Annotated in this window: 20 protein-coding genes; 8 read left to right on the top strand and 12 right to left on the bottom strand. The window is 73.4% G+C overall.

Annotated features, from left to right (window positions below; all coding sequences use genetic code 11):
* Nucleotides 1–74: 74 nt before the first annotated feature.
* The 4 genes from ACFPYL_RS10945 to ACFPYL_RS10930 all read right to left on the bottom strand — a co-directional run bounded on the left by ACFPYL_RS10945 (nt 75) and on the right by ACFPYL_RS10930 (nt 2,429).
* On the bottom strand, nt 75–509 hold the full coding sequence (locus tag ACFPYL_RS10945; RefSeq protein WP_379153782.1) for a DUF3040 domain-containing protein: 435 nt from the start codon (nt 507–509) through the stop codon (nt 75–77).
* Between the two features lie 148 nt (nt 510–657).
* Entirely contained in the window at nt 658–1,386 is a 729-nt protein-coding gene (locus tag ACFPYL_RS10940; protein ID WP_379153780.1) for a class I SAM-dependent methyltransferase, read from the bottom strand.
* A gap of 31 nt (nt 1,387–1,417) precedes the next feature.
* Nucleotides 1,418–1,852 carry an SAV_6107 family HEPN domain-containing protein gene (locus tag ACFPYL_RS10935; RefSeq protein WP_379153778.1) on the bottom strand — a complete coding sequence of 145 codons (435 nt, stop codon included), beginning with the start codon at nt 1,850–1,852 and terminating at the stop codon, nt 1,418–1,420.
* 118 nt (nt 1,853–1,970) lie between these two features.
* Complete coding sequence (locus tag ACFPYL_RS10930) at nt 1,971–2,429, bottom strand: hypothetical protein (RefSeq protein ID WP_379153776.1); 459 nt, start codon at nt 2,427–2,429, stop codon at nt 1,971–1,973.
* A gap of 62 nt (nt 2,430–2,491) precedes the next feature.
* Between ACFPYL_RS10930 and ACFPYL_RS10925 the strand changes: the two genes are divergently transcribed.
* On the top strand, nt 2,492–2,965 hold the full coding sequence (locus ACFPYL_RS10925; protein WP_379153774.1) for a YbaK/EbsC family protein: 474 nt from the start codon (nt 2,492–2,494) through the stop codon (nt 2,963–2,965).
* A 2-nt stretch (nt 2,966–2,967) separates the two neighbouring features.
* Nucleotides 2,968–4,266, top strand: coding sequence for a phytoene desaturase family protein (locus ACFPYL_RS10920; RefSeq protein ID WP_379153772.1), 1,299 nt, complete (start codon nt 2,968–2,970; stop codon nt 4,264–4,266).
* Here the strand turns inward: ACFPYL_RS10920 and metF are convergent.
* Nucleotides 4,263–5,153, bottom strand: a complete 891-nt coding sequence (metF, locus tag ACFPYL_RS10915; RefSeq protein ID WP_379153771.1) for a methylenetetrahydrofolate reductase [NAD(P)H] — start codon at nt 5,151–5,153, stop codon at nt 4,263–4,265. The two genes, ACFPYL_RS10920 and metF, sit on opposite strands and share 4 nt — an antisense overlap.
* A gap of 65 nt (nt 5,154–5,218) precedes the next feature.
* Here metF and ACFPYL_RS10910 point away from each other — a divergent pair, with 65 nt between their 5' ends.
* Entirely contained in the window at nt 5,219–6,286 is a 1,068-nt protein-coding gene (locus ACFPYL_RS10910; RefSeq protein WP_379153769.1) for a polyprenyl synthetase family protein, read from the top strand.
* A 62-nt stretch (nt 6,287–6,348) separates the two neighbouring features.
* On the opposite strand, the gene ACFPYL_RS10905 is transcribed toward ACFPYL_RS10910, so the two are convergent.
* On the bottom strand, nt 6,349–6,708 hold the full coding sequence (locus tag ACFPYL_RS10905; protein ID WP_379153767.1) for an Rv2175c family DNA-binding protein: 360 nt from the start codon (nt 6,706–6,708) through the stop codon (nt 6,349–6,351).
* A gap of 121 nt (nt 6,709–6,829) precedes the next feature.
* Between ACFPYL_RS10905 and pknB the strand changes: the two genes are divergently transcribed.
* Genes pknB through ACFPYL_RS10880 form a run of 5 tightly spaced genes read left to right on the top strand, consistent with a single transcriptional unit; the run spans nt 6,830 to nt 12,388 of the window.
* On the top strand, nt 6,830–8,824 hold the full coding sequence (gene pknB / locus ACFPYL_RS10900) for a Stk1 family PASTA domain-containing Ser/Thr kinase (RefSeq protein WP_379153765.1): 1,995 nt from the start codon (nt 6,830–6,832) through the stop codon (nt 8,822–8,824).
* Between the two features lie 27 nt (nt 8,825–8,851).
* On the top strand, nt 8,852–9,709 hold the full coding sequence (locus ACFPYL_RS10895; protein ID WP_379153763.1) for a deoxyribonuclease IV: 858 nt from the start codon (nt 8,852–8,854) through the stop codon (nt 9,707–9,709).
* Entirely contained in the window at nt 9,706–10,599 is an 894-nt protein-coding gene (locus ACFPYL_RS10890) for a DMT family transporter (RefSeq protein WP_379153761.1), read from the top strand. Before ACFPYL_RS10895 ends, ACFPYL_RS10890 begins: the two co-directional genes overlap by 4 nt.
* Nucleotides 10,600–10,650: 51 nt before the next feature.
* On the top strand, nt 10,651–11,595 hold the full coding sequence (locus ACFPYL_RS10885) for an NADase-type glycan-binding domain-containing protein (RefSeq protein WP_379153759.1): 945 nt from the start codon (nt 10,651–10,653) through the stop codon (nt 11,593–11,595).
* 4 nt (nt 11,596–11,599) lie between these two features.
* Complete coding sequence (locus ACFPYL_RS10880; protein WP_379153757.1) at nt 11,600–12,388, top strand: lipase family alpha/beta hydrolase; 789 nt, start codon at nt 11,600–11,602, stop codon at nt 12,386–12,388.
* Here the strand turns inward: ACFPYL_RS10880 and ACFPYL_RS10875 are convergent.
* The 6 genes from ACFPYL_RS10875 to ACFPYL_RS10850 form a co-directional block, all read right to left on the bottom strand.
* Nucleotides 12,385–13,200: an ABC transporter permease gene (locus ACFPYL_RS10875; RefSeq protein WP_379153755.1), complete on the bottom strand. Its 816-nt coding sequence runs from the start codon at nt 13,198–13,200 to the stop codon at nt 12,385–12,387. The two genes, ACFPYL_RS10880 and ACFPYL_RS10875, sit on opposite strands and share 4 nt — an antisense overlap.
* Nucleotides 13,197–14,096 carry an ABC transporter ATP-binding protein gene (locus tag ACFPYL_RS10870; protein WP_379153753.1) on the bottom strand — a complete coding sequence of 300 codons (900 nt, stop codon included), beginning with the start codon at nt 14,094–14,096 and terminating at the stop codon, nt 13,197–13,199. The genes ACFPYL_RS10875 and ACFPYL_RS10870 overlap by 4 nt, the downstream gene beginning before the upstream one ends.
* Nucleotides 14,093–15,190 (bottom strand): hypothetical protein, encoded by a 1,098-nt coding sequence (locus ACFPYL_RS10865; protein WP_379153751.1) that lies wholly within the window; start codon nt 15,188–15,190, stop codon nt 14,093–14,095. The genes ACFPYL_RS10870 and ACFPYL_RS10865 overlap by 4 nt, the downstream gene beginning before the upstream one ends.
* A gap of 61 nt (nt 15,191–15,251) precedes the next feature.
* Nucleotides 15,252–15,563: a hypothetical protein gene (locus tag ACFPYL_RS10860; RefSeq protein ID WP_379153749.1), complete on the bottom strand. Its 312-nt coding sequence runs from the start codon at nt 15,561–15,563 to the stop codon at nt 15,252–15,254.
* A 9-nt stretch (nt 15,564–15,572) separates the two neighbouring features.
* A complete protein-coding gene (locus ACFPYL_RS10855; RefSeq protein ID WP_379153747.1) occupies nt 15,573–16,565 on the bottom strand; it encodes a threonine aldolase family protein in 993 nt (330 codons plus the stop codon).
* Nucleotides 16,566–16,700: 135 nt separating this feature from the next.
* On the bottom strand, nt 16,701–18,047 hold the full coding sequence (locus ACFPYL_RS10850; protein WP_379153745.1) for a class II 3-deoxy-7-phosphoheptulonate synthase: 1,347 nt from the start codon (nt 18,045–18,047) through the stop codon (nt 16,701–16,703).
* Nucleotides 18,048–18,049: the final 2 nt, after the last annotated feature.

Genomic DNA, 18,049 nt, shown 5'->3' with positions numbered 1-18,049 from the left:
GCCGTACACGAGAACGACCCGGCCGAACGTCGCTCGGCCGGGTCGCAGGGGGGTCTGCGCGGAGTGGTGTCCGCCTAGAAGCCGCCGCTCTCGCGGCGACGGTTCCACCGGTCGTTCATGCGGTCCATGAAGGAGCCGCGGGAGGCGGAGCGCGAACGCTTGTTGCGGCGACCGCCGTCGATGACGGTGAAGCCGCCACGGCTGGGGTGGCTGGCGCGGGGGTCAGCGGCGGCGGGGCCGTGCTGGCCGCGCAGCGACGCGAGGGCCACGGTGGCCGAGCCGAGCATCACCACGAACCCGGCGATGCCGAGCACGGTGATGCGGGCGACGGCACCGGTCATCAGGACCGCGACCCCGACGGCGAAGCAGACCCCGGCGACGATGGCCCGGCGACGGGCGGATCGGCGGAACGCCGTGCCGCGCAGCGTCGAAGCGAACTTGGGGTCCTCTTCGACGAGGGCACGCTCCATCTGCTCGAGCAGTCGGAGCTCCTCTTCCGAGAGTGGCACCGCACCTCCCCATGGTCGTCCGCCGGACAGATCTTCTCCGGCACCGGCAAGTCTAGGCAGCGCCCGGGCATCTCGGTAGCCGGGATCGGGAAATTACCCACCTAACAATCCGGTGAACCCCGCCGGACCAGTCCGCGGAAGCAAAATCTCAGCGCGCGAGCAGGTGCAGCTGAGCGGCCAGCGGCAGGTACTCCGCGCGTGCCGAGACCGCTCGCTCGAGCTCCACGAGCGCCGCCGTCGCGCCCGGCTCGAGGTCGAGCAGCGAGCCCGGCACCAGGTCGGCGAAGACCCGGACGCCGTGGACGGACTCGACCGTGAAGCCGGCACCGCCGACCAGGTCGCTGGCCTCGGCGGCGGTGAAGCGGTGGCCGGCCCGGCCGTCGCGCTCCCCCGGTCCGGCGTCGAGCAGTGTCAGCGCCTGGGTGAAGTGCCCGGCCATCGCCCGGGCGACCACGGCCGCGTGCCGCTGGGACACGAGCAGGCTGAGCACGCCGCCGGGACGCAGCACCTCGCGGATCGTGGCCAGCGCGGCCGCCGGGTCGTCGACGACCTCGAGCACGCCGTGGCACAGGACCAGGTCGGCGCTCGCCGGTCCGGCGACCTCGAGCAGCGTGGACAGGTCGCCCTGCACACCCGAGACCTCGACGGAGAGCTCGCGGGCGCGACGGGCGAGCGAGGCCAGCGCGTCGGGGCTCGGGTCGACGACCGTCACCTGGGCGCCGAGCTCGGCCACCCGGACCGCGAAACCTCCCGTGCCGCCGCCGATGTCGAGCACGTCGGCCCCGGTCGCGACGTGCGGCCGGACGGCGTCCCAGACCACGGAGGTGCGGGCGGCGCTGCGTCTGTCGCTGGGTCGGTCGCTGGGGCGTTCCGTCATGCGACCAACCCTAGAGGTCGGCGCCCCGGTGTCAGCCGGCACGCACCGCCGGGGCGTGGATCTCCAGCGGGAGGTGCGGCACCAGGCCGAGCGAGCGCTCGACCACCGCGAGGAACCGGTCGGCGTCGCGCACCAGGTCGTCGGCCTCGCGCTCGGCGACGGCGCGGCTCGAGCCCGCCTCGGCCGCGGCCCGCTTCGCGGCGCCGCCGGCGAAGAAGGTGGCCCACTCGCCGAGCTCGGGTGCCACCTCGGTGAGCAGCACCCACGCGTTCTTCTGCGGGCGCCGGCCGCGTCCGGCGGCCGGTCGGGCGCGCGCCGACAGCAGCGCGGCGGCGGCCCGCAGGGCCGCCACGTGGGCGCAGGCGTAGCGCGTGGACGCCTCGGTGGCCGCCACGGCCTCGCTCAGCGACTCGGCCGCGCGGGCGAGGTAGGAGTGGGTGGTCGCGGGCAGGGCGTACGGGTTCATCGAGCACCTCCGGGTGTCGCCGGCCCGGCGGAGGCGGGGGTCGAGGTCGCGTCCACCGAGCCGTGTTCGAACAGACGTTCGAACACGGCTCACGGTACACCCGAGCGCCGACAGCGCGTCAAGAGCCGGAGTGCAGGTCCTGGGTGGCGTCGTGGGCGCGCAGGTACGTCGCGGTGTCGCGGCTCCACAGCGCGACCACGACGCCGAGCTGGAGCAGCAGGCCGACGACGGACAGCACGACGAAGAGCGCCGGCGGGCCGATGCGGAGCGTGGCCGCGGTGCTGATCGCCATCAGCACGACGGTCGCGGTCAGCGCGACCCGTGCCCACCCGTGCCCGGACCGGAAGAACTGCAGCAGCACCACCGCGACCAGGGCGAAGACGATCAGCATGACCACGGCGACCGGCACGATCGACGGGGCCTGCACGGAGCCGGCGTCCTCCCGCCCGGACTCCCATGCGTCCATCAGCTCGTCCTTGAACAGGACGGACAGCACCGCGGTGATCCCCGACAGAGCGACGAGGGCCCAGGTGAGCCACACCGCCGCCACCACCGAGGTCGGCCGGTCCTGGGTCATGCGTCTCCTCCTCGTCACGGGCCGGGATCCCGGGGCAGGCACGCTGCCCTAGGGTCTCGACCATGGACACCGAACACCCGTCGATCACCCGGTTCCGCGACGACCACGCGCGACGTGGCGGCACCGGTGAGGTCGTCATCCTGCCCGACTCGGTGCACACCGCGGCGCTCGCGGCCGAGGCGCTGGGGTGCGAGGTCGGTGCGATCGCGAACAGTCTGCTCTTCGACGCCGACACGACGCCGGTGCTCATTCTGACCTCAGGCGCCCACCGCGTCGACACCACCAAGGTCGCGTCGTCGCTCGGTGTGAGCAAACTCAAGCGGGCGACGCCGGAGTTCGTGCGCGAGCACACCGGGCAGGTCATCGGCGGTGTCTCGCCCATCGGCCACCCGTCGGCGGTGCCGACCTACCTCGATCCCTGGCTGCGCCGCTACGACGTGGTCTGGGCCGCCGCGGGCCACCCGGCCGCCGTCTTCTCCACGACGTACGACGAGCTGGCCGCGATGACCGGCGCCACCGAGATCGAGGTCGACTGACCGTGCCGCGCGTGGTGGTCGTCGGCGGCGGCTTCGGAGGTCTGGCCTCCGCGGTCCGCCTCGCCAAGCTCGGGCACGCGGTCACCCTGGTCGAGCGCTCCCCCACCCTCGGCGGCCCGCTCTCCGAGGTGACGGCGGGCGAGTTCGCCTGGGACGCGGGCCCGACGTACACGCTGCTGCCGGCGGTCGTGCGCGACCTCTTCCGCAAGTCCGGCCGCCCGCTCGAGCGGGAGCTGGACCTGGTGGCGCTGGACGTCGTGCGCGAGCACCGGTTCGAGGACGGTTCGTCGGTGCGGGTGCCGAGCGGTCGCGCCGCCCAGATCGCGGCGTTCGACGAGCTCGGGCGCGGGCTCGGCCAGCGGTGGGTCGACCACGTCGCGTCGTACACCGACGACTGGGAGGTGCTGCGGCACGGCTACCTCGAGAACCCGTGGAACCCCGACGACCTGCCGCGCGACGTGGCCGCCAGGCTGGACAGCCGCGAGACGCTCCACAAGCGGCTGAAGCGGACCTTCAAGGACGAGAGGCTGCGGCTGGTGGCCGGCCACCCGTTCGTCGCCGAGGGTCACGAGCTGCGCAACGTGCCGGCCTGGGCGGGCTCGACGGCGTACGTCGAGCAGCGGTTCGGGGCCTGGACGGTCGAGGGCGGCATGGCCCGCCTCGGCACCGCGCTGGCCGACCGCCTGGCGACCCGCAAGGTGGCGACGCTGACAGGCACCGAGGTGCGGGACCTGGTGGTGCGCGACGGCCGCGTCGCCGCCGTCTCCACCACGGCCGGCGAGCTCGACGCCGACGTCGTGGTCTGCGCTATCGACCCGCGACGGCTGCCGGCGCTCGCCGAGCACGTCGTCCGGACCATGCCCGCGATCCCGCCGGTCGTCGCCCACCTCGGCCTGTCCGGCGAGGCACCGGACCTGCCGCACGAGCTGGTGCTGCACGGCGACCCGATGCTCGTCGTACGCACGGGCGGGCGGGCGCCGTCCGGCGCGTCGACGCTGACGGTCCACGGGCGCGGCCGGCTCTCGGAGGACATCCTGCGCGCGCTGGCGCGGCACCGCATCGACGTCCGCGCCCAGGTGGTCGAGCGGGTCGACCTCAGCCCGCGCGACCAGGTCGAGCGGTGGGGCGGCTCCCCGATGGGCGTGCTCTGGCAGGGCCGCGCGACCGTGCGCCGGCGGCTCGGCCCGCGCACGCCGATCGAGGGCGTGTACGCCGCGGGCGCGCACGCCACCCCGGGCGCCGGGCTGCCGTTCGTGGGGTTGTCGGCCGCGCTGGTGGCGGCGGAGGTCGGCTCGGCCTAGACCGACATGTTGAGCGCGGAGAAGATCTCGCGCGTCGCCTTGGAGCGGTTCAGCGTGTAGAAGTGCAGGCCCGGTGCACCGCCGTCGAGCAGCTCCTCGCAGAGCTCGGCGGCCAGCGCGATGCCGGCGGCCCGCATGGCGGCGGGGTCGCCGTCGTGGGCGGAGATCCGCTCGACCACCGACGCCGGCACCTCGGTGCCGATCAGCTCACCCTGACGGCGGATGTTGCCGAGGTTCAGGATCGGCATGATGCCCGGCAGGATCGGCAGGTCGACGCCGCGGGCGCGGACCCGCTCGACCAGCGCGAAGTAGTCCTCGGCGCGGAAGAACATCTGGGTGACCGCGAACTCCGCACCCGCACGGGCCTTCGCGACGAGCACGTCGGCGTCGCGGTCGAGCGACTCCGCGGACGGGTGCCCCTCGGGGAACGCCGCCACGCCGATGCTGAAGTCGCCCCGGGCGTGCACCAGCTCGACCAGCTCCTGCGCGTAGGTGAAGCCGCCCTTGGTCGGGGCCCACGGCGCGCGCGGACCCTCCTGGGGGTCGCCCCGCAACAGCATCACGTTGCCGATGCCGACCTCGGCGTACGAGTCGAGGACACCGGTGAGCTCCGCCTCCGTGTGCGCGACGCAGGTGAGGTGGGCCATCGGCGTCATCGTGGTCTCGGCCGCGATCCGGCCGGTGATCCGCACGGTGGAATCGCGCGTCGACCCGCCGGCGCCGTACGTCACCGAGACGAAGGTCGGCCGGTAGGGCTCGAGCTCGCGGATCGCCTGCCAGAGCTGCTCCTCGCCGGCCTCGTCCTTGGGCGGGAAGAACTCGAAGGAGAACGACCGCTCGCCCGCTCGGACCAGGTCGCCGATCCGGGGTGCCTGCGTGTTCGCCATACGCAACAGTCTAAGGACGGGGACCGCCCGCAGGACGCCGGTGTCCACTGGCTAGTCTCGTGCGGGTGACGGCGAACGGGTGGGACAGCGCCGCGTTCCGCGACCGGGTCCAGGCAGCTCTCGACGCGTTCATCGACGAGCAGGCCGCGCTCCTCGCGCCGCTCGGCAGCGACGCCGACCGGTTGGTCGCCGAGGCGCGTACGTCGGTCCGCGGCGGCAAGCGCTTCCGGGCGTCGTTCTGCTACTGGGGCCACCGCGCCGTCGCGAGCCCCGCCGACGAGGAGGCACTCGTCCGCGCCTGTGCCTCGCTCGAGCTGCTGCACGCCAGCGCGCTGGTCCACGACGACCTGATGGACGCCTCCGACACCCGACGCGGCCGGCCAGCGACGCACCGGACCTTCGAGGCCGAGCACCGTGCGGCCGGCTGGCGCGGCGACCAGGAGCAGTACGGCGCCGCCGCGGCGATCCTGCTCGGCGACCTGCTGCTGAGCTGGGCCGACGAGCTGCTCCGGCGCTGCGGCCTGCCGATCACCCAGGTGGCGCCCGCCCTCGAGGTCTTCGACCGTTGTCGGTCCGAGGTGATCGCCGGCCAGTTCCTCGACGTCTCCGTGCAGGCCCGGGGCCGTGCCGACGTCGACGCCGCGATGACCGTGCTGCGCTACAAGTCGGCGAAGTACTCCATCGAGCGCCCGCTGCACATCGGCGCCGCCCTCGCCGGCGCCTCCGCGTCGACCATGCAGGCGCTGAGCGAGTTCGGGCTGCCGCTGGGCGAGGCGTTCCAGCTGCGCGACGACCTGCTCGGTGTCTTCGGCGACCCGGCGACGACCGGCAAGCCCGCCGGCGACGACCTGATCGAGGGCAAGCGCACCGTGCTGGTCGCCCTGGCCCTCGACGCCGCCTCCCCCGCCGACGCGGCGCTCCTCGACCGCTCCCTCGGCACCGCCCTGTCGGTCGACGAGGTCGCCGAGCTGCGCCGGGTCATCGACGCCAGCGGCGCGCACGCCCAGGTCGAGGCGGTCATCGACGAGCTGGCGACCCGCGCCGTACGTTCCCTCGACCGGGCGGGTCTCGACGACCACGCCACCGAGGTGCTGCGCGGGCTGGCCGCGTCGGCGACGCAGCGGGCCGTCTGACCGCCGCCTCTGCCCGACGTTTGGTCACCAACCGCAGAGCCGCAGCCAGCCCTCGCGTCCCCTCACAGCGACATCGCCTGGGCGCGGCGCTTCACCTCGGACCCTCGGTTCTCGCGCAGCGCGTCGATCGGACGCCCGGGGTAGTCGTCGTCGGTGAAGAGCCACGCGATGCACTCACGGTCGTCGTAGCGACCGTCGTGGAGGATCGTCAGCAGGCCGGGGAGGCCCTTGACGACCTGGCCGTCCTGGATGAAGTCGGCCGGGACCTGCTGGCCCGCGCCGGGCGACGGTACGGCGGCGGCGAGCTCGTGGTCGCGGATCATGGTGCGCACCTTGCCGACCGTCACACCGAGCGCGGTGGCGGTGGCGGACCAGTCCAGCCAGTCCGGGACGAGGGCGGCGAGGTCGGAGCTCGGTTCCATGCCGCCAGTCTTCCATTCCGGCCTGCGCCACGCCGCACCGCCGCCCAGCGGGCCACCGGCGGGTCCCGTCCGTACGATTGAGGCCCCGGACCCTTCCCCGTCCGGTCACAGGAGGGTCGCTGTGCAGCGAGACGAGCACGGAGATCGGCACGCCCGCACGGGCGGCGCCGAGGCCGCACCCGACCCCATGACCGGCCGGCTGCTGGACCGGCGCTACCGGATCGGCTCGCGGATCGCGCGCGGCGGCATGGCCAGTGTCTACGAGGCCACCGACCTCCGCCTCGACCGCACCGTCGCGGTCAAGGTGATGCACCCCGGGCTGGGCGACGACAACGAGTTCGCGGAGCGGTTCGTCCGCGAGGCGCGGGCGGCCGCCCGGCTGTCGCACCCCAACGTGGTCGCGGTCTACGACCAGGGCGACGACGACGGCACCGTGTTCCTCGCGATGGAGCTGATCCCCGGGCACACCCTGCGCGACGTGATCCGCAAGGAGGCGCCGATGTCGCCCGCGCGGGCGCTCGCCGTGATGGAGCCCGTGCTCTCCGCGCTGGCCGCCGCGCACCGGGCCGGGCTCGTCCACCGCGACGTGAAGCCCGAGAACGTCCTCATCGCCGACGACGGCCGCGTGAAGGTCGCCGACTTCGGGCTCGCCAAGGCCGTCAGCACCGACACCCAGCACACCGCGACCGGCGGCGTCCTCATCGGCACCGTCTCCTACCTGGCCCCCGAACTCGTGGTGAGCGGTCGCGCCGACGCGCGCGCCGACGTGTACGCCGCGGGCGTCGTCCTCTTCGAGCTCCTCACCGGCACCAAGCCGCACGAGGGCGAGACCCCGATCCAGGTCGCCTACAAGCACGTCCACGAGGACGTCCCGGCCCCGTCGACGCTCGAGCCCGGCCTCCCGGCGTACGTCGACGCACTGGTCGCCCGCGCCACGGCCCGCGACCGCGAGCTGCGCCCTGCGGACGCGGCGGTGCTCCTCCACCAGGTCCACCGGGTCGGCCACGCGCTCGCCGAGGGCGTCCTCGACGACGCCGACCTCACCGCCGACCTGACCCCGATCCGGATGCGCCTCGAGTCCGCGGAGGCCCCGTCGCCCGACGACACCGCGCCGGACCCGTTCGAGGGCCGCGACGTCGGTGACATGACGGCGCCGATCCGCGTGCTGGAGACCCCACTGCCGCCGCGCCCGAGGCCGCCGACGCCCGTGGACCAGCCGCCGCGGCGCTCCCGCAAGGGCCTGGTCCTCCTGCTCGTCGCGCTGCTGCTGGTGATCGGCGGCGGCGTCGGCGCGTGGTGGTTCCTCGACGGCCGCTACACGACCACCCCGGGCGTCCTGGGCATGACCCAGAAGGCGGCCGAGGCGGCGCTCGAGGACGCCGGTCTCACGGCCGAGGTCGGCGACCCGGCGTACTCCGAGACGGTGCCGGTCGGTCGCGTCGTCGGCACCGATCCCGATCCGGGCTCGCGGGTGCTCGACGGCGGCACCGTCACGATCAGCCTGTCGCTCGGCAAGGAGCGGTACGACGTGCCCAAGCTCAAGGGCATGACCGAGGACGACGCCCAGGACGCCCTGTCCGCGGGCCACCTCTCCTTCGGCACGACCACCGAGAAGTGGTCCGACACCGTGGCCGCCGGCATCGTCATCTCGAGCTCCCCCAAGGCCGGGACCACGCTGCGCCCCGACGCCCCCGTCGACCTGGTCGTCAGCAAGGGCCCGCAGCCGGTGAAGCTGAAGGACTGGGTCGGCAAGGACGCCGATGCGGCCGCCGACTGGTTCACGGCGCACGGCCTGACCAGCAAGGTCGCCAGCACGGAGTACTCCGACGACGTCGCCGACGGCGACATCATCTCGATGGACCCGCCCGGCGGCACGACCGTCCACCGCGGCGACGAGGTGTCGCTCATCGTCTCCAAGGGACCCGAGCTCGTCGAGGTCCCGTCGGTGCGCGGGTCCGGGATCGACGCCGCCCGCGACAAGCTCGAGGACCTCGGCTTCAACGTCGTGACCCACCAGTCCCCCGGCTCGCTCGGCCTGGGCTTCGTCTTCTCCCAGAGCCCCGGTGGGGGCGAGATGGTCGCGCCCGGCACGACCATCGACCTCGGCCTCATCTGACCCCAGCACGCCGGATAGGTTGTGCCGGTGCGCAACCCGATCGGAACCCATGTCCTGGTCGGGAAGGGACTCGTCGACGGCGCCGTCGCCAACGCCGACGCGGCGGGCTGCGAGACGTTCCAGGTCTTCGTCGGCAACCCGCGCGGGTGGGCGCTGAGCGCCGGCAAGCCGGCCGAGGACGCACGCTTCCGCGACCTGATGGCCGAGCGCGGCACGCGGACCTTCATCCACGCGCCGTACCTGGTGAACCTCGGCAGCCCGACCCCGTCGACGTACGAGAACTCGGTCGCCTCCGTCGCCCACAACCTCAAGCGGGCCGCCGAGATCGGGGCCGAGGGCGTCGTCGTGCACACCGGCTCGTACGTCGGGGACGTGGACGACACCCGGGCGATGAAGCAGGTCCGCGAGGGTCTGCTCCCCCTGCTGGAGGCGATCGAGGGCGAGGACGCGCCCTGGCTGCTGCTCGAGCCGACCGCCGGGCAGGGCCGGTCGCTGTGCGCGGGGGTCGAGGACCTGGCGCCCTACCTCGACGCGCTGGACCACCACCCCAAGGCCGGCATCTGCCTGGACACCTGCCACGTCTTCGCGGCGGGTGCGCCGCTCGACGAGCCGGGCGGCGCGACGGCCACCGTGGACCGGATCGTCGAGATCGGCGGGCCGGGCCGGTTGCGGCTGGTCCACGCCAACGACTCGATGGACGTCCGCGGTGCCTTCAAGGACCGCCACGAGAAGATCGGTGACGGCCACATCGGCACGGCGGCCTTCGCGGAGCTCTTCGCCCACCCGGCCACCGACGGCGTCCCGTTCATCCTCGAGACGCCCGGCTCGCGCGGCGCGGACGACCCCGACATCCCGCTGCTCAAGCGCCTGCGGGCCGCCCGATGACCGAGACCCGTCGCACGACGCTGCTCGCGACGGGGGCGCTGCTCGGCGTCACCGCGTGCTGGGGCAGCACCTTCTTCCTCATCCACGACCTGGTCGAGCGGGTCCCGCCCGTCGACTTCCTCGCGTTGCGCTTCGGGATCGCCGCGGTGCTGCTGCTCCTGGTCGCGCCGAAGGCACTGCTCCGACTGTCCGCGGAGGCACGCCGCCAGGCCGTCGTCCTCGGTGCGTTGTACGGCGTCGCGCAGATCATGCAGACCGTCGGTCTCGCCCATACGCCCGCGAGCGTGTCCGGCTTCATCACCGGCATGTACGTCGTCGCGACGCCGCTCTTCGCCGCTCTGCTGCTCCGCAACACGATCACCCGGATGACCTGGATCGCCGTGCTGCTCGCGTTCTGCGGCCTGGCGGTGCTCACCCTCGACGGGCTGTCGATCGGGTACGGCGAGGCGATCACGTTCCTCGCCGCGCTGCTCTACGCGCTGCACATCGTCGGGCTCGGCGCCTGGTCGAACGCCGCCGACGCGATCGGGATGTCGATCCTCCAGATCATCGTGGTCGCGGTCATCTGCCTGGTCGCGAGCGCGCCGCACGGCATCGTGCTGCCCGACAACGGGCGCGACTGGCTCTCGGTCGTCTACATGGCCGTCTTCCCGGCCGCGATCGCGCTGCTGGCGCAGACCTGGGCGCAGGCACACCTGAGCGCCACCCGGGCCGCGATCGTGATGAGCATGGAGCCGGTCTTCGCCGCGCTCTTCGCCGTCTGGTTCGGCGGTGAGTCGACCACCGTGCGGATGATCACGGGCGGCCTGATGGTGCTGGCCGCGATGCTGATCGTGGAGGTTGGACCACGTCGCAAGATCGAGGGCGAGGTCCCGCACATCGCGGTGTGAGTCGGCCGGTCGTCTAATCTTGCGCCCGGACCCGCCCCGGGAAGGAGACCGATGACGGACTGCGCCAACTGCGGCCACCGGCTGGGCATCGGTCGCTACTGCACCAACTGCGGCCACCCCGTGGACGACGCTGCCGCGGCACCCGTGCCGTCGGCGCCCGCCGACGACCTCGACTGGCGCACCGACACGGCCGAGCGGCCGCGGGTCCCCCCGGTGCCGGACGACGCGCCACCGCCCGCCTGGACGCCGCCGCCGGCAGCCCGCTTCCCCCTCTTCGCGGACGAGGTCGACGAGGCCGCGGCCGACCCCCACGCCGTACTCCCGCCGCCGCAGACCCACCGGCACCGCTCGCGTCCGTGGGGCGCCTGGCTGGCCGTGGGTGTCGTCGTGGTGCTCGTGCTCGTCCTCGGCACCTGGCTGCTCACCCGGGGCGACGACGAGCCGACGAGCACGCCCGAGCCGACCCCTACTCCGCCGGCGAGCACGGCGAAGACCACGCCGTCGCCGGACGACGAGTCGTCCTCGGCGGCACCCGTCGGCCTGACCGCCGAGAGCCAGGTGACGGTGCCGGAGACCGCCGGCCCGGGGCAGGACACCGAGGGCAACCCGGTCGACTACGAGGCCGCGAACATGCTCGACGGCGTGCCGGAGACCTGCTGGCGGATGCCCGGCGACGGCACCGGCGAGGAGCTGGTGGTGACACTGCCGGGTGAGACCCGGCTGCGCTCGGTCGGCATGATCAACGGCTACGCCAAGCAGGGCGGCGACATCGACTGGTACCACGGCAACCGGCGCATCGAGCAGGTCGAGTGGGTGTTCGACGACGGCACGACCGTCCCACAGACCCTCGGCGACACCGCCTCGGTGCAGTCGGTGGACGTCGACGTCACCACCACGACGATCACGCTGCGGCTCGTCAAGGTCTCCGCCCCCGGCAAGGGGTCGTCGCGGCGCGACTTCACCGCGATCAGCGACCTGCTCTTCGTCGCCCGGTAGCAGCGTGCTCGACCGGCTCTCGCCCGCTCGCCGCCGCTTCGTGCTGGCGATCGCGACGCTGGTCCTGGTCGCCGCCGTCGTCATCGTCGTCGCCGTCGTCGCGACCCGTCCCGACGACGTCGATCCGGTTGCCCAGGACTCCCCCGGACCCGTGCTGCTCGTGCCGGGGTACGGCGGGTCCACCGCCGCCCTCGACGTCCTCGCCGACGCCCTGCGCGCCGACGGCCGCGACGCCACCGTCGTCCGGCTCGCCGGCGACGGCACCGGCGACCTCCGTGACCAGGCGGCCGTCCTCGACGACGCCGCGACGGCGGAGCTGGAGCGCACCGGTGCCGACTCGGTCGACGTGGTCGGCTACTCCGCCGGCGGGATCGTGGCGCGGCTCTGGGTCGCCGAGCTCGGCGGGGCGTCGGTCGCCCGCCGCGTGCTCACGCTGGCCTCGCCCAACCACGGCACCGACCTGGCCTCGCTCGCCACCGGCCTGGGCGCCACCGCCTGCCCGGAGGCCTGCGAGCAGCTCGCGACCGACAGCGACCTGCTGGCCGGGCTCAACGCCGGCGACGAGACGCCGGCCGGACCCGTGTGGGTGGCGCTCTGGACCGAGGACGACAAGACGGTCGTCCCGCCCGACTCGGGCGCGCTGGACGGGGCGACGGCGTTCGCCGTCCAGACCCCGTGCCCGGACCTGGTCGTGGGCCACGCCGACGTGCCACGGACCCCGGCGGTGATCGCCATCGTCGAGGCCGAGCTCGGCACCGACGAGCCGAGCGTGCCCGACGGGTCCATCTGCTAGTCGGTCACGTCCTTGGTCATGAAGTTGGCCCACGCAGCGGCCAGGAACACCACGACGTACGCGACCTGGAGGAGCACGCCCCGCTCGACGTCGCGCCACAGGATGGGGTCGCGGAAGAGGTCGACGAAGGCCAGCCAGTAGCGCGTCGGCAGGTAGGGCTGCAGGACGTGCGCGGCGTCGAGCGTCAGCAGCAGGGTCGACGCGACGAGGACGCCCATCGTGCCGAGCGCCGCGGACAGCGGCTGGCGCACCACGGTCGAGAGGAAGAGCGCGATCGCGGCCACGCCGAGCATGCACAGCATCGCGTAGGCGAGCGCGAGGAGCGTGCGGAGCACCATCTCCTGCGTCGACAGGCCGGTGCCGGAGACGCTGGTGGCGCCCGTGCTGACGCTCTCGCTGCCCAGGAAGAGCGCCCCCACGACGTACGCCGTCGCGGCGACCACCAGCACGGTCAGCACCACGAAGACCATGACGCTGACGAGCTTGGCGACCAGCAGCCTGGTCCGCCCGATCGGACGGACCAGGAGGTAGCGCAGCGTGCCCTGCTGTGCCTCCCCCGCGATCGCCTCTCCGGCCGTCACGGCGACCGCGATCGGCAGGAAGAGCGGCAGCACGATGCCGAGCGCGGCCAGCGGGAAGAGCGTCCCGTCGGTCAGCACCGCGGAGAGGAAGGCCGGCCCGGTGCCCGGGCGCGGCCCGAGGTCGGTGACCGCGAGCAGCACGCCGACCAGGGTCGGCAGCGCGTCGATGAGCAGGATGGTGACCCAGGTGCGCCGGCTGAGGACCAGCTTGCGGAGCTCGACGGCGATCATCGGCGGTCCCCGCTCCGCTCGGCGGCCTCGAGCACGACGTCCTCGAGGGTGCGGCGCTCCGGGGCGAGCTCGAGGACCCGCACGCCGACCCCCACGAGGGCGGCGTTGAGGGCGAGCGGGTCGTCGGCGCGCACCCAGATCGTGTCGCCCTCCTGGTGCTCGACGTGCCCGTCGAGCAGCGCCCGGGCGGCGTCGGTGTCGGGGGTGCGGACGACCGTGCGTCCCGTCGGGCGCTGGAGGTGCGCGAGCTCGTCCTGGAGCACCAGCCGGCCCCGGTCCAGGACCCCCACCCGGGTGCACATCTGCTCGATCTCGGCGAGCAGGTGGCTGGAGAGGAAGACCGTCGTGCCGGCGGCGTTCAGGTCCACCAGCAGCTGCCGGATCTCGCGGATGCCCTGCGGGTCGAGCCCGTTGGTCGGCTCGTCGAGGACCAGCAGCCGCGGTCGTCGCAGCAGCGCCGCGGCGAGGCCGAGCCGTTGGCGCATCCCGAGCGAGTAGGCGCGGACCGGCCGCTTGTCGACCCCCTCCAGGCCGACCTGCGCCAGCGCGTCGTCGATGCGACCCGCCCGGGTGGCGCGGTCGCCGCCGGGGCCGCTGGCGTCGATGAGGGCGAGGTTGGTCCGGCCGGACAGGCCGGGGTACGACGCGGGCCCCTCCACCATCGAGCCGACCAGGGGCAGGACCGCGCGGCCCGAGGAGGGCATCGGCCGGCCGAGCACCTCGATGGTCCCGGAGGTCGCCAGCACCAGTCCGAGCAGCATCCGCACGGTCGTGGTCTTGCCCGAGCCGTTGGCGCCCAGGAACCCGTAGACGTCGCCCTCGCGCACGTCGAGGCCGACGTCCTCGACGGCGGTGATCCGCCCGTAGTGCTTGGTGAGCCCCTCGGTCCGGATCATCCGACTCCTCCGACGTACGTCGTGCCGCGGTCCAGGTCGACGGCCGCCCGACGCAGCGTGTCCGTCGTGACGGTGCCCGTGATCAGCCAGCCACCGTCGTCGTCGGCGCCGGTGAGCAGCACCCCGAGCGGGCCGGCGGTCACCAGCGTGCCGCTGGCCGAGGTCGCGACGTCCGGCGTCTGCCGCAGCTGCTCGCGCAGCGGGCCCGCCTCCCGACCGCGCATCGGGATCGCGATCAGCTGGGTGATCCCGACGCCGTACACCCCGACCGCTCCGTCGGAGCCCGACGACATCGCGAGCCCGCCGACGGTCGCCGGCGGTCGGAACGGCGCGTACTGGTTGGCGGCGTCGGCGATGTCGAGCACGTCGTCGTGGTCGACCTCGATGCCCGGGGCGCCGTCGAAGGTCGTCGTCGACAGGGCCGGCCGGGTCGCGGAGAAGTCCCGCAGCTGGGTGACGAACGCCGGCGACGCGTCCCCGGCGGCGTACACGTCGATGCGCAACGGCACGCCGCTGTCCGGGTCCGCCCACAGGTCGACGTGGTCGACGCTCGACTGCGGCGCCGCGGGCTCGACCCGCAGCCCCGGCGCCGAGACGCCCGCGACCCGCCGAGCAGCGATGCGCCGTACGTCGTCGGCGGTGACGTCGCGCAGCAGCCGCTCGGCGAGCACCGGGGGCACCAGGTCGGCGGTGCGCGGGAGCCGGATGTCGGGGTCGCGGCTGATCCGGGCCCGGTCCCGCTCGTAGCTCCACTCGATCGTCACGCCGTGCTGGTGGACCAGGTCCGTCTCGCCGGAGACGAGCAGCCGGTCGACCCGCCAGTCGTCGCTCCCCCGCCACCAGGCCCGCATCCGGGTGCTGTCGCTGAAGAGCGCACCCACGTCCGAGAAGTCGTCCGCGACCGGCAGCGCGAGGGTGCCCTCGGTCTGGACGTAGCCCGACCACGGGTGCTGCTCGGCCGCCCGCACCTGGTCGAGCAGCTCGGTCGCGGTCACGTCGGACGTCCGCGCCGGCAGCGCGTGCAGGGCGGCCGGGACCGCGATGACCAGCAGGGTGACGAGTGCGGCCACGCACCACCGGTTGAATCTGGTCATACCTCAGCACGCTACGTCGCGATGCCTGACCCGGGTCGCAACGTCAGGAGACTCTCATCTTCTAGCAGCCGAGGACGTCGCGCACCTGACGGTAGGACTCGTCGAAGAACTGCACGTCGCCGTCCGACTCGTCGTCGCTGGGCTCCGGGTAGGCCGCGCAGTAGAACTCCTTGTCCTGGACCCGCTTCTGGTGGCTCTCCCAGGCCGTGATCCCGGCCCCCACCGCCGTCACGACGACTCCGACGGCGATCACCTGCAGGAGGAGCAGCCTGGTGCGCTCCGGGTCGCGCGGCGTACGCGCCTTCGGGGGCTTGGCCGGCTCCGCCGACCCGATGAAGTCCTCGGGGCCGTCCACCGAGTCTCTGGCGTCCATGGCAGGACCCTAGAGCGCCCCCAGCACGGCGGCGGCCTTTTCGGCGTCGCCGCGCGTGACGTCGAGGTGCGTGACGAGGCGTACGGCGGTCGGCCCGACCAGCGACACGGCCACACCGCCCTCGCGAGCGGCCGCCACGAACTCCGACGCGTCGGTGCGCGGCACCACCACGATGTTGGTGTCGACGCTCGCCGGGTCGACCCCGCAGGCCTCGGCGATCAGCCGCGCGTGGGCGTGGTCGTCGGCGAGCCGCTCGACGTGGTGGTCGAGGGCGTGCAGCCCGGCCGCGGCGAGGATCCCGACCTGACGCATGCCGCCACCCATCCGCTTGCGCCAGACCCGACCCTCGGCGATCGCGTCGGCGCTGCCGACCATCAGCGAGCCGACCGGGGCGCCGAGTCCCTTGGACAGGCAGACCGCCATCACGTCGGCGACCGCGCCGTACTCGACGAGCGGCGTGCCGGTGGCGACGTGCGCGTTCCAGATCCGGGCGCCGTCCATGTGCACCCCGACGCCGACACCGGTGGCGTACTCGCGCAGGTCGCGCAGGTCCTCGATCGGCAGCACCGCACCGCCCGCGAAGTTGTGGGTGTTCTCGACCGCGATCGCGGTGGTGCGCACGAAGTACATGCCCATCTCGGGGGCGAACATCGACCGGATCGTCGGCAGGTCGACCTGGCCGCGCGGGTGGATCCAGGTGCGCATCGTGATGCCGGAGTACGCCGCGTGCGCGCCGAGCTCGGCGCGGGCGATGTGGGCGCTGGCCTCGCAGAGCACCTCCTGGCCGGGTGCGACGAGCGAGCGGACCGCCAGCACGTTGGCCATCGACCCGGTCGGCGTGAACATCGCCGCCTCGTGGCCGAAGAGCTCCGCCACCCGCTCCTCGAGCCGGGCGACGGTCGGGTCCTCGCCGTACACGTCGTCGCCGACCTCGGCGCGCGCCATCGCGGCCCGCATCTCCTCGGTGGGCCTGGTCAGGGTGTCGCTGCGCAGGTCGATCACCGCGCCATCCTGCCAGCCGGCCGGCGCGAGAGTTTTGTCGGTCGACCGATGAAACTCATCCTTGAACGACGAAGTTTCATCGTCCAGGCGTGAGTTTCATCGGCCAGCCGATGAAACGCTCCCGCGAGGCAACGCTCAGGCCGACGTTGCTCGGAGCATCTCCGCGACGAGGAACGCGAGCTCCAGCGACTGCACCCGGTTGAGGCGCGGGTCGACGACCGACTCGTAGCGGTGCGCGAGCCCCGCCTCGTCGATCTCCTCGCCGCCGCCGATGCACTCGGTGACGTCGTCGCCGGTCATCTCGACCAGGACGCCACCGGGCCAGGTGCCGAGGGCGCGGTGCACGTCGAAGAAGCCCTGGACCTCGTCGATGACGTCGTCGAAGCGGCGGGTCTTGTAGCCCGTGCTCGACTCGAAGGTGTTGCCGTGCATCGGGTCGCAGACCCACGCGACCTGGACGCCGGCCGCGGTGACCTTCTCGACCAGCTCGGGCAGGCCGTCGCGGATCTTGCCGGCGCCGAAGCGGGTGATGAAGGTGAGCCGGCCGGCCTCGTTGTCCGGGTTCAGCCGCCCGGCGAGGGCGATCGCATCGTCCGCGGTCGCCGTTGGGCCGAGCTTGCAGCCGATCGGGTTCTGGATGTGGCGGAAGTACTCCACGTGCGCGCCGTCGAGCTGCCGGGTGCGCTCCCCGATCCACACGAAGTGGCCGGAGACGTTGTAGGGCTTCTCGGTGCGCGAGTCGATGCGGGTCATCGCGTGCTCGTACTCGAGCAGCAGCGCCTCGTGGCTGGAGTGGAAGTCGACCCGCTTCAGCTCCTCGGCGTCGGCGCCGATCGCACTCATGAAGGCGAGGGCCTTGTCGATCTCCGCCGCCATCGCCTCGTAGCGCTGGCCGGCCGCCGAGGACTTCACGAAGTCGGTGTTCCAGGTGTGCACCTGGCGCAGGTCGGCATAGCCACCGGTGACGAACGCGCGCACCAGGTTGAGGGTCGCCGCCGACGCGTTGTAGGCGTCGAGCAGCCGGTGCGGGTCGGGGATGCGCGCCTCGGGGGTGAAGTCGAAGCCGTTGATCACGTCACCGCGGTAGGCGGGCAGCGTGACGCCGCCCCGGGTCTCCATGTCGGAGGAGCGCGGCTTGGCGTACTGGCCGGCGAGGCGGCCGAGCTTCACGACGGGCACGGAGCCCGCGTACGTCAGGATCACGGCCATCTGGAGCAGCACGCGCAGCTTGTTGCGCACGTTGTCGGCGGTGACCTCCTCGAAGGTCTCCGCGCAGTCGCCGCCCTGGAGCAGGAACGCCTCACCGCGCGAGACGGCGGCCATCTTGGCCTTGAGGTCGTCGCACTCACCGGCGAAGACGAGCGGGGGCATCCGGCGCAGACGCGCGACGTTGGTCGCGACCGCCTCCGGGTCGGGGTACGTCGGCTGCTGTGCCGCGCCGAGGGCGTGCAGGGCGGCGAGGTCGGGGAGGGTGCTGCTCACCC

It is taken from the genome of Nocardioides hankookensis (genome assembly GCF_042658885.1).
In the GTDB taxonomy this organism is placed as follows: domain Bacteria; phylum Actinomycetota; class Actinomycetes; order Propionibacteriales; family Nocardioidaceae; genus Nocardioides; species Nocardioides hankookensis.
Note: the sequence above shows the minus strand (reverse complement) of the source record. Positions and strands in the feature narration are given on the sequence as shown.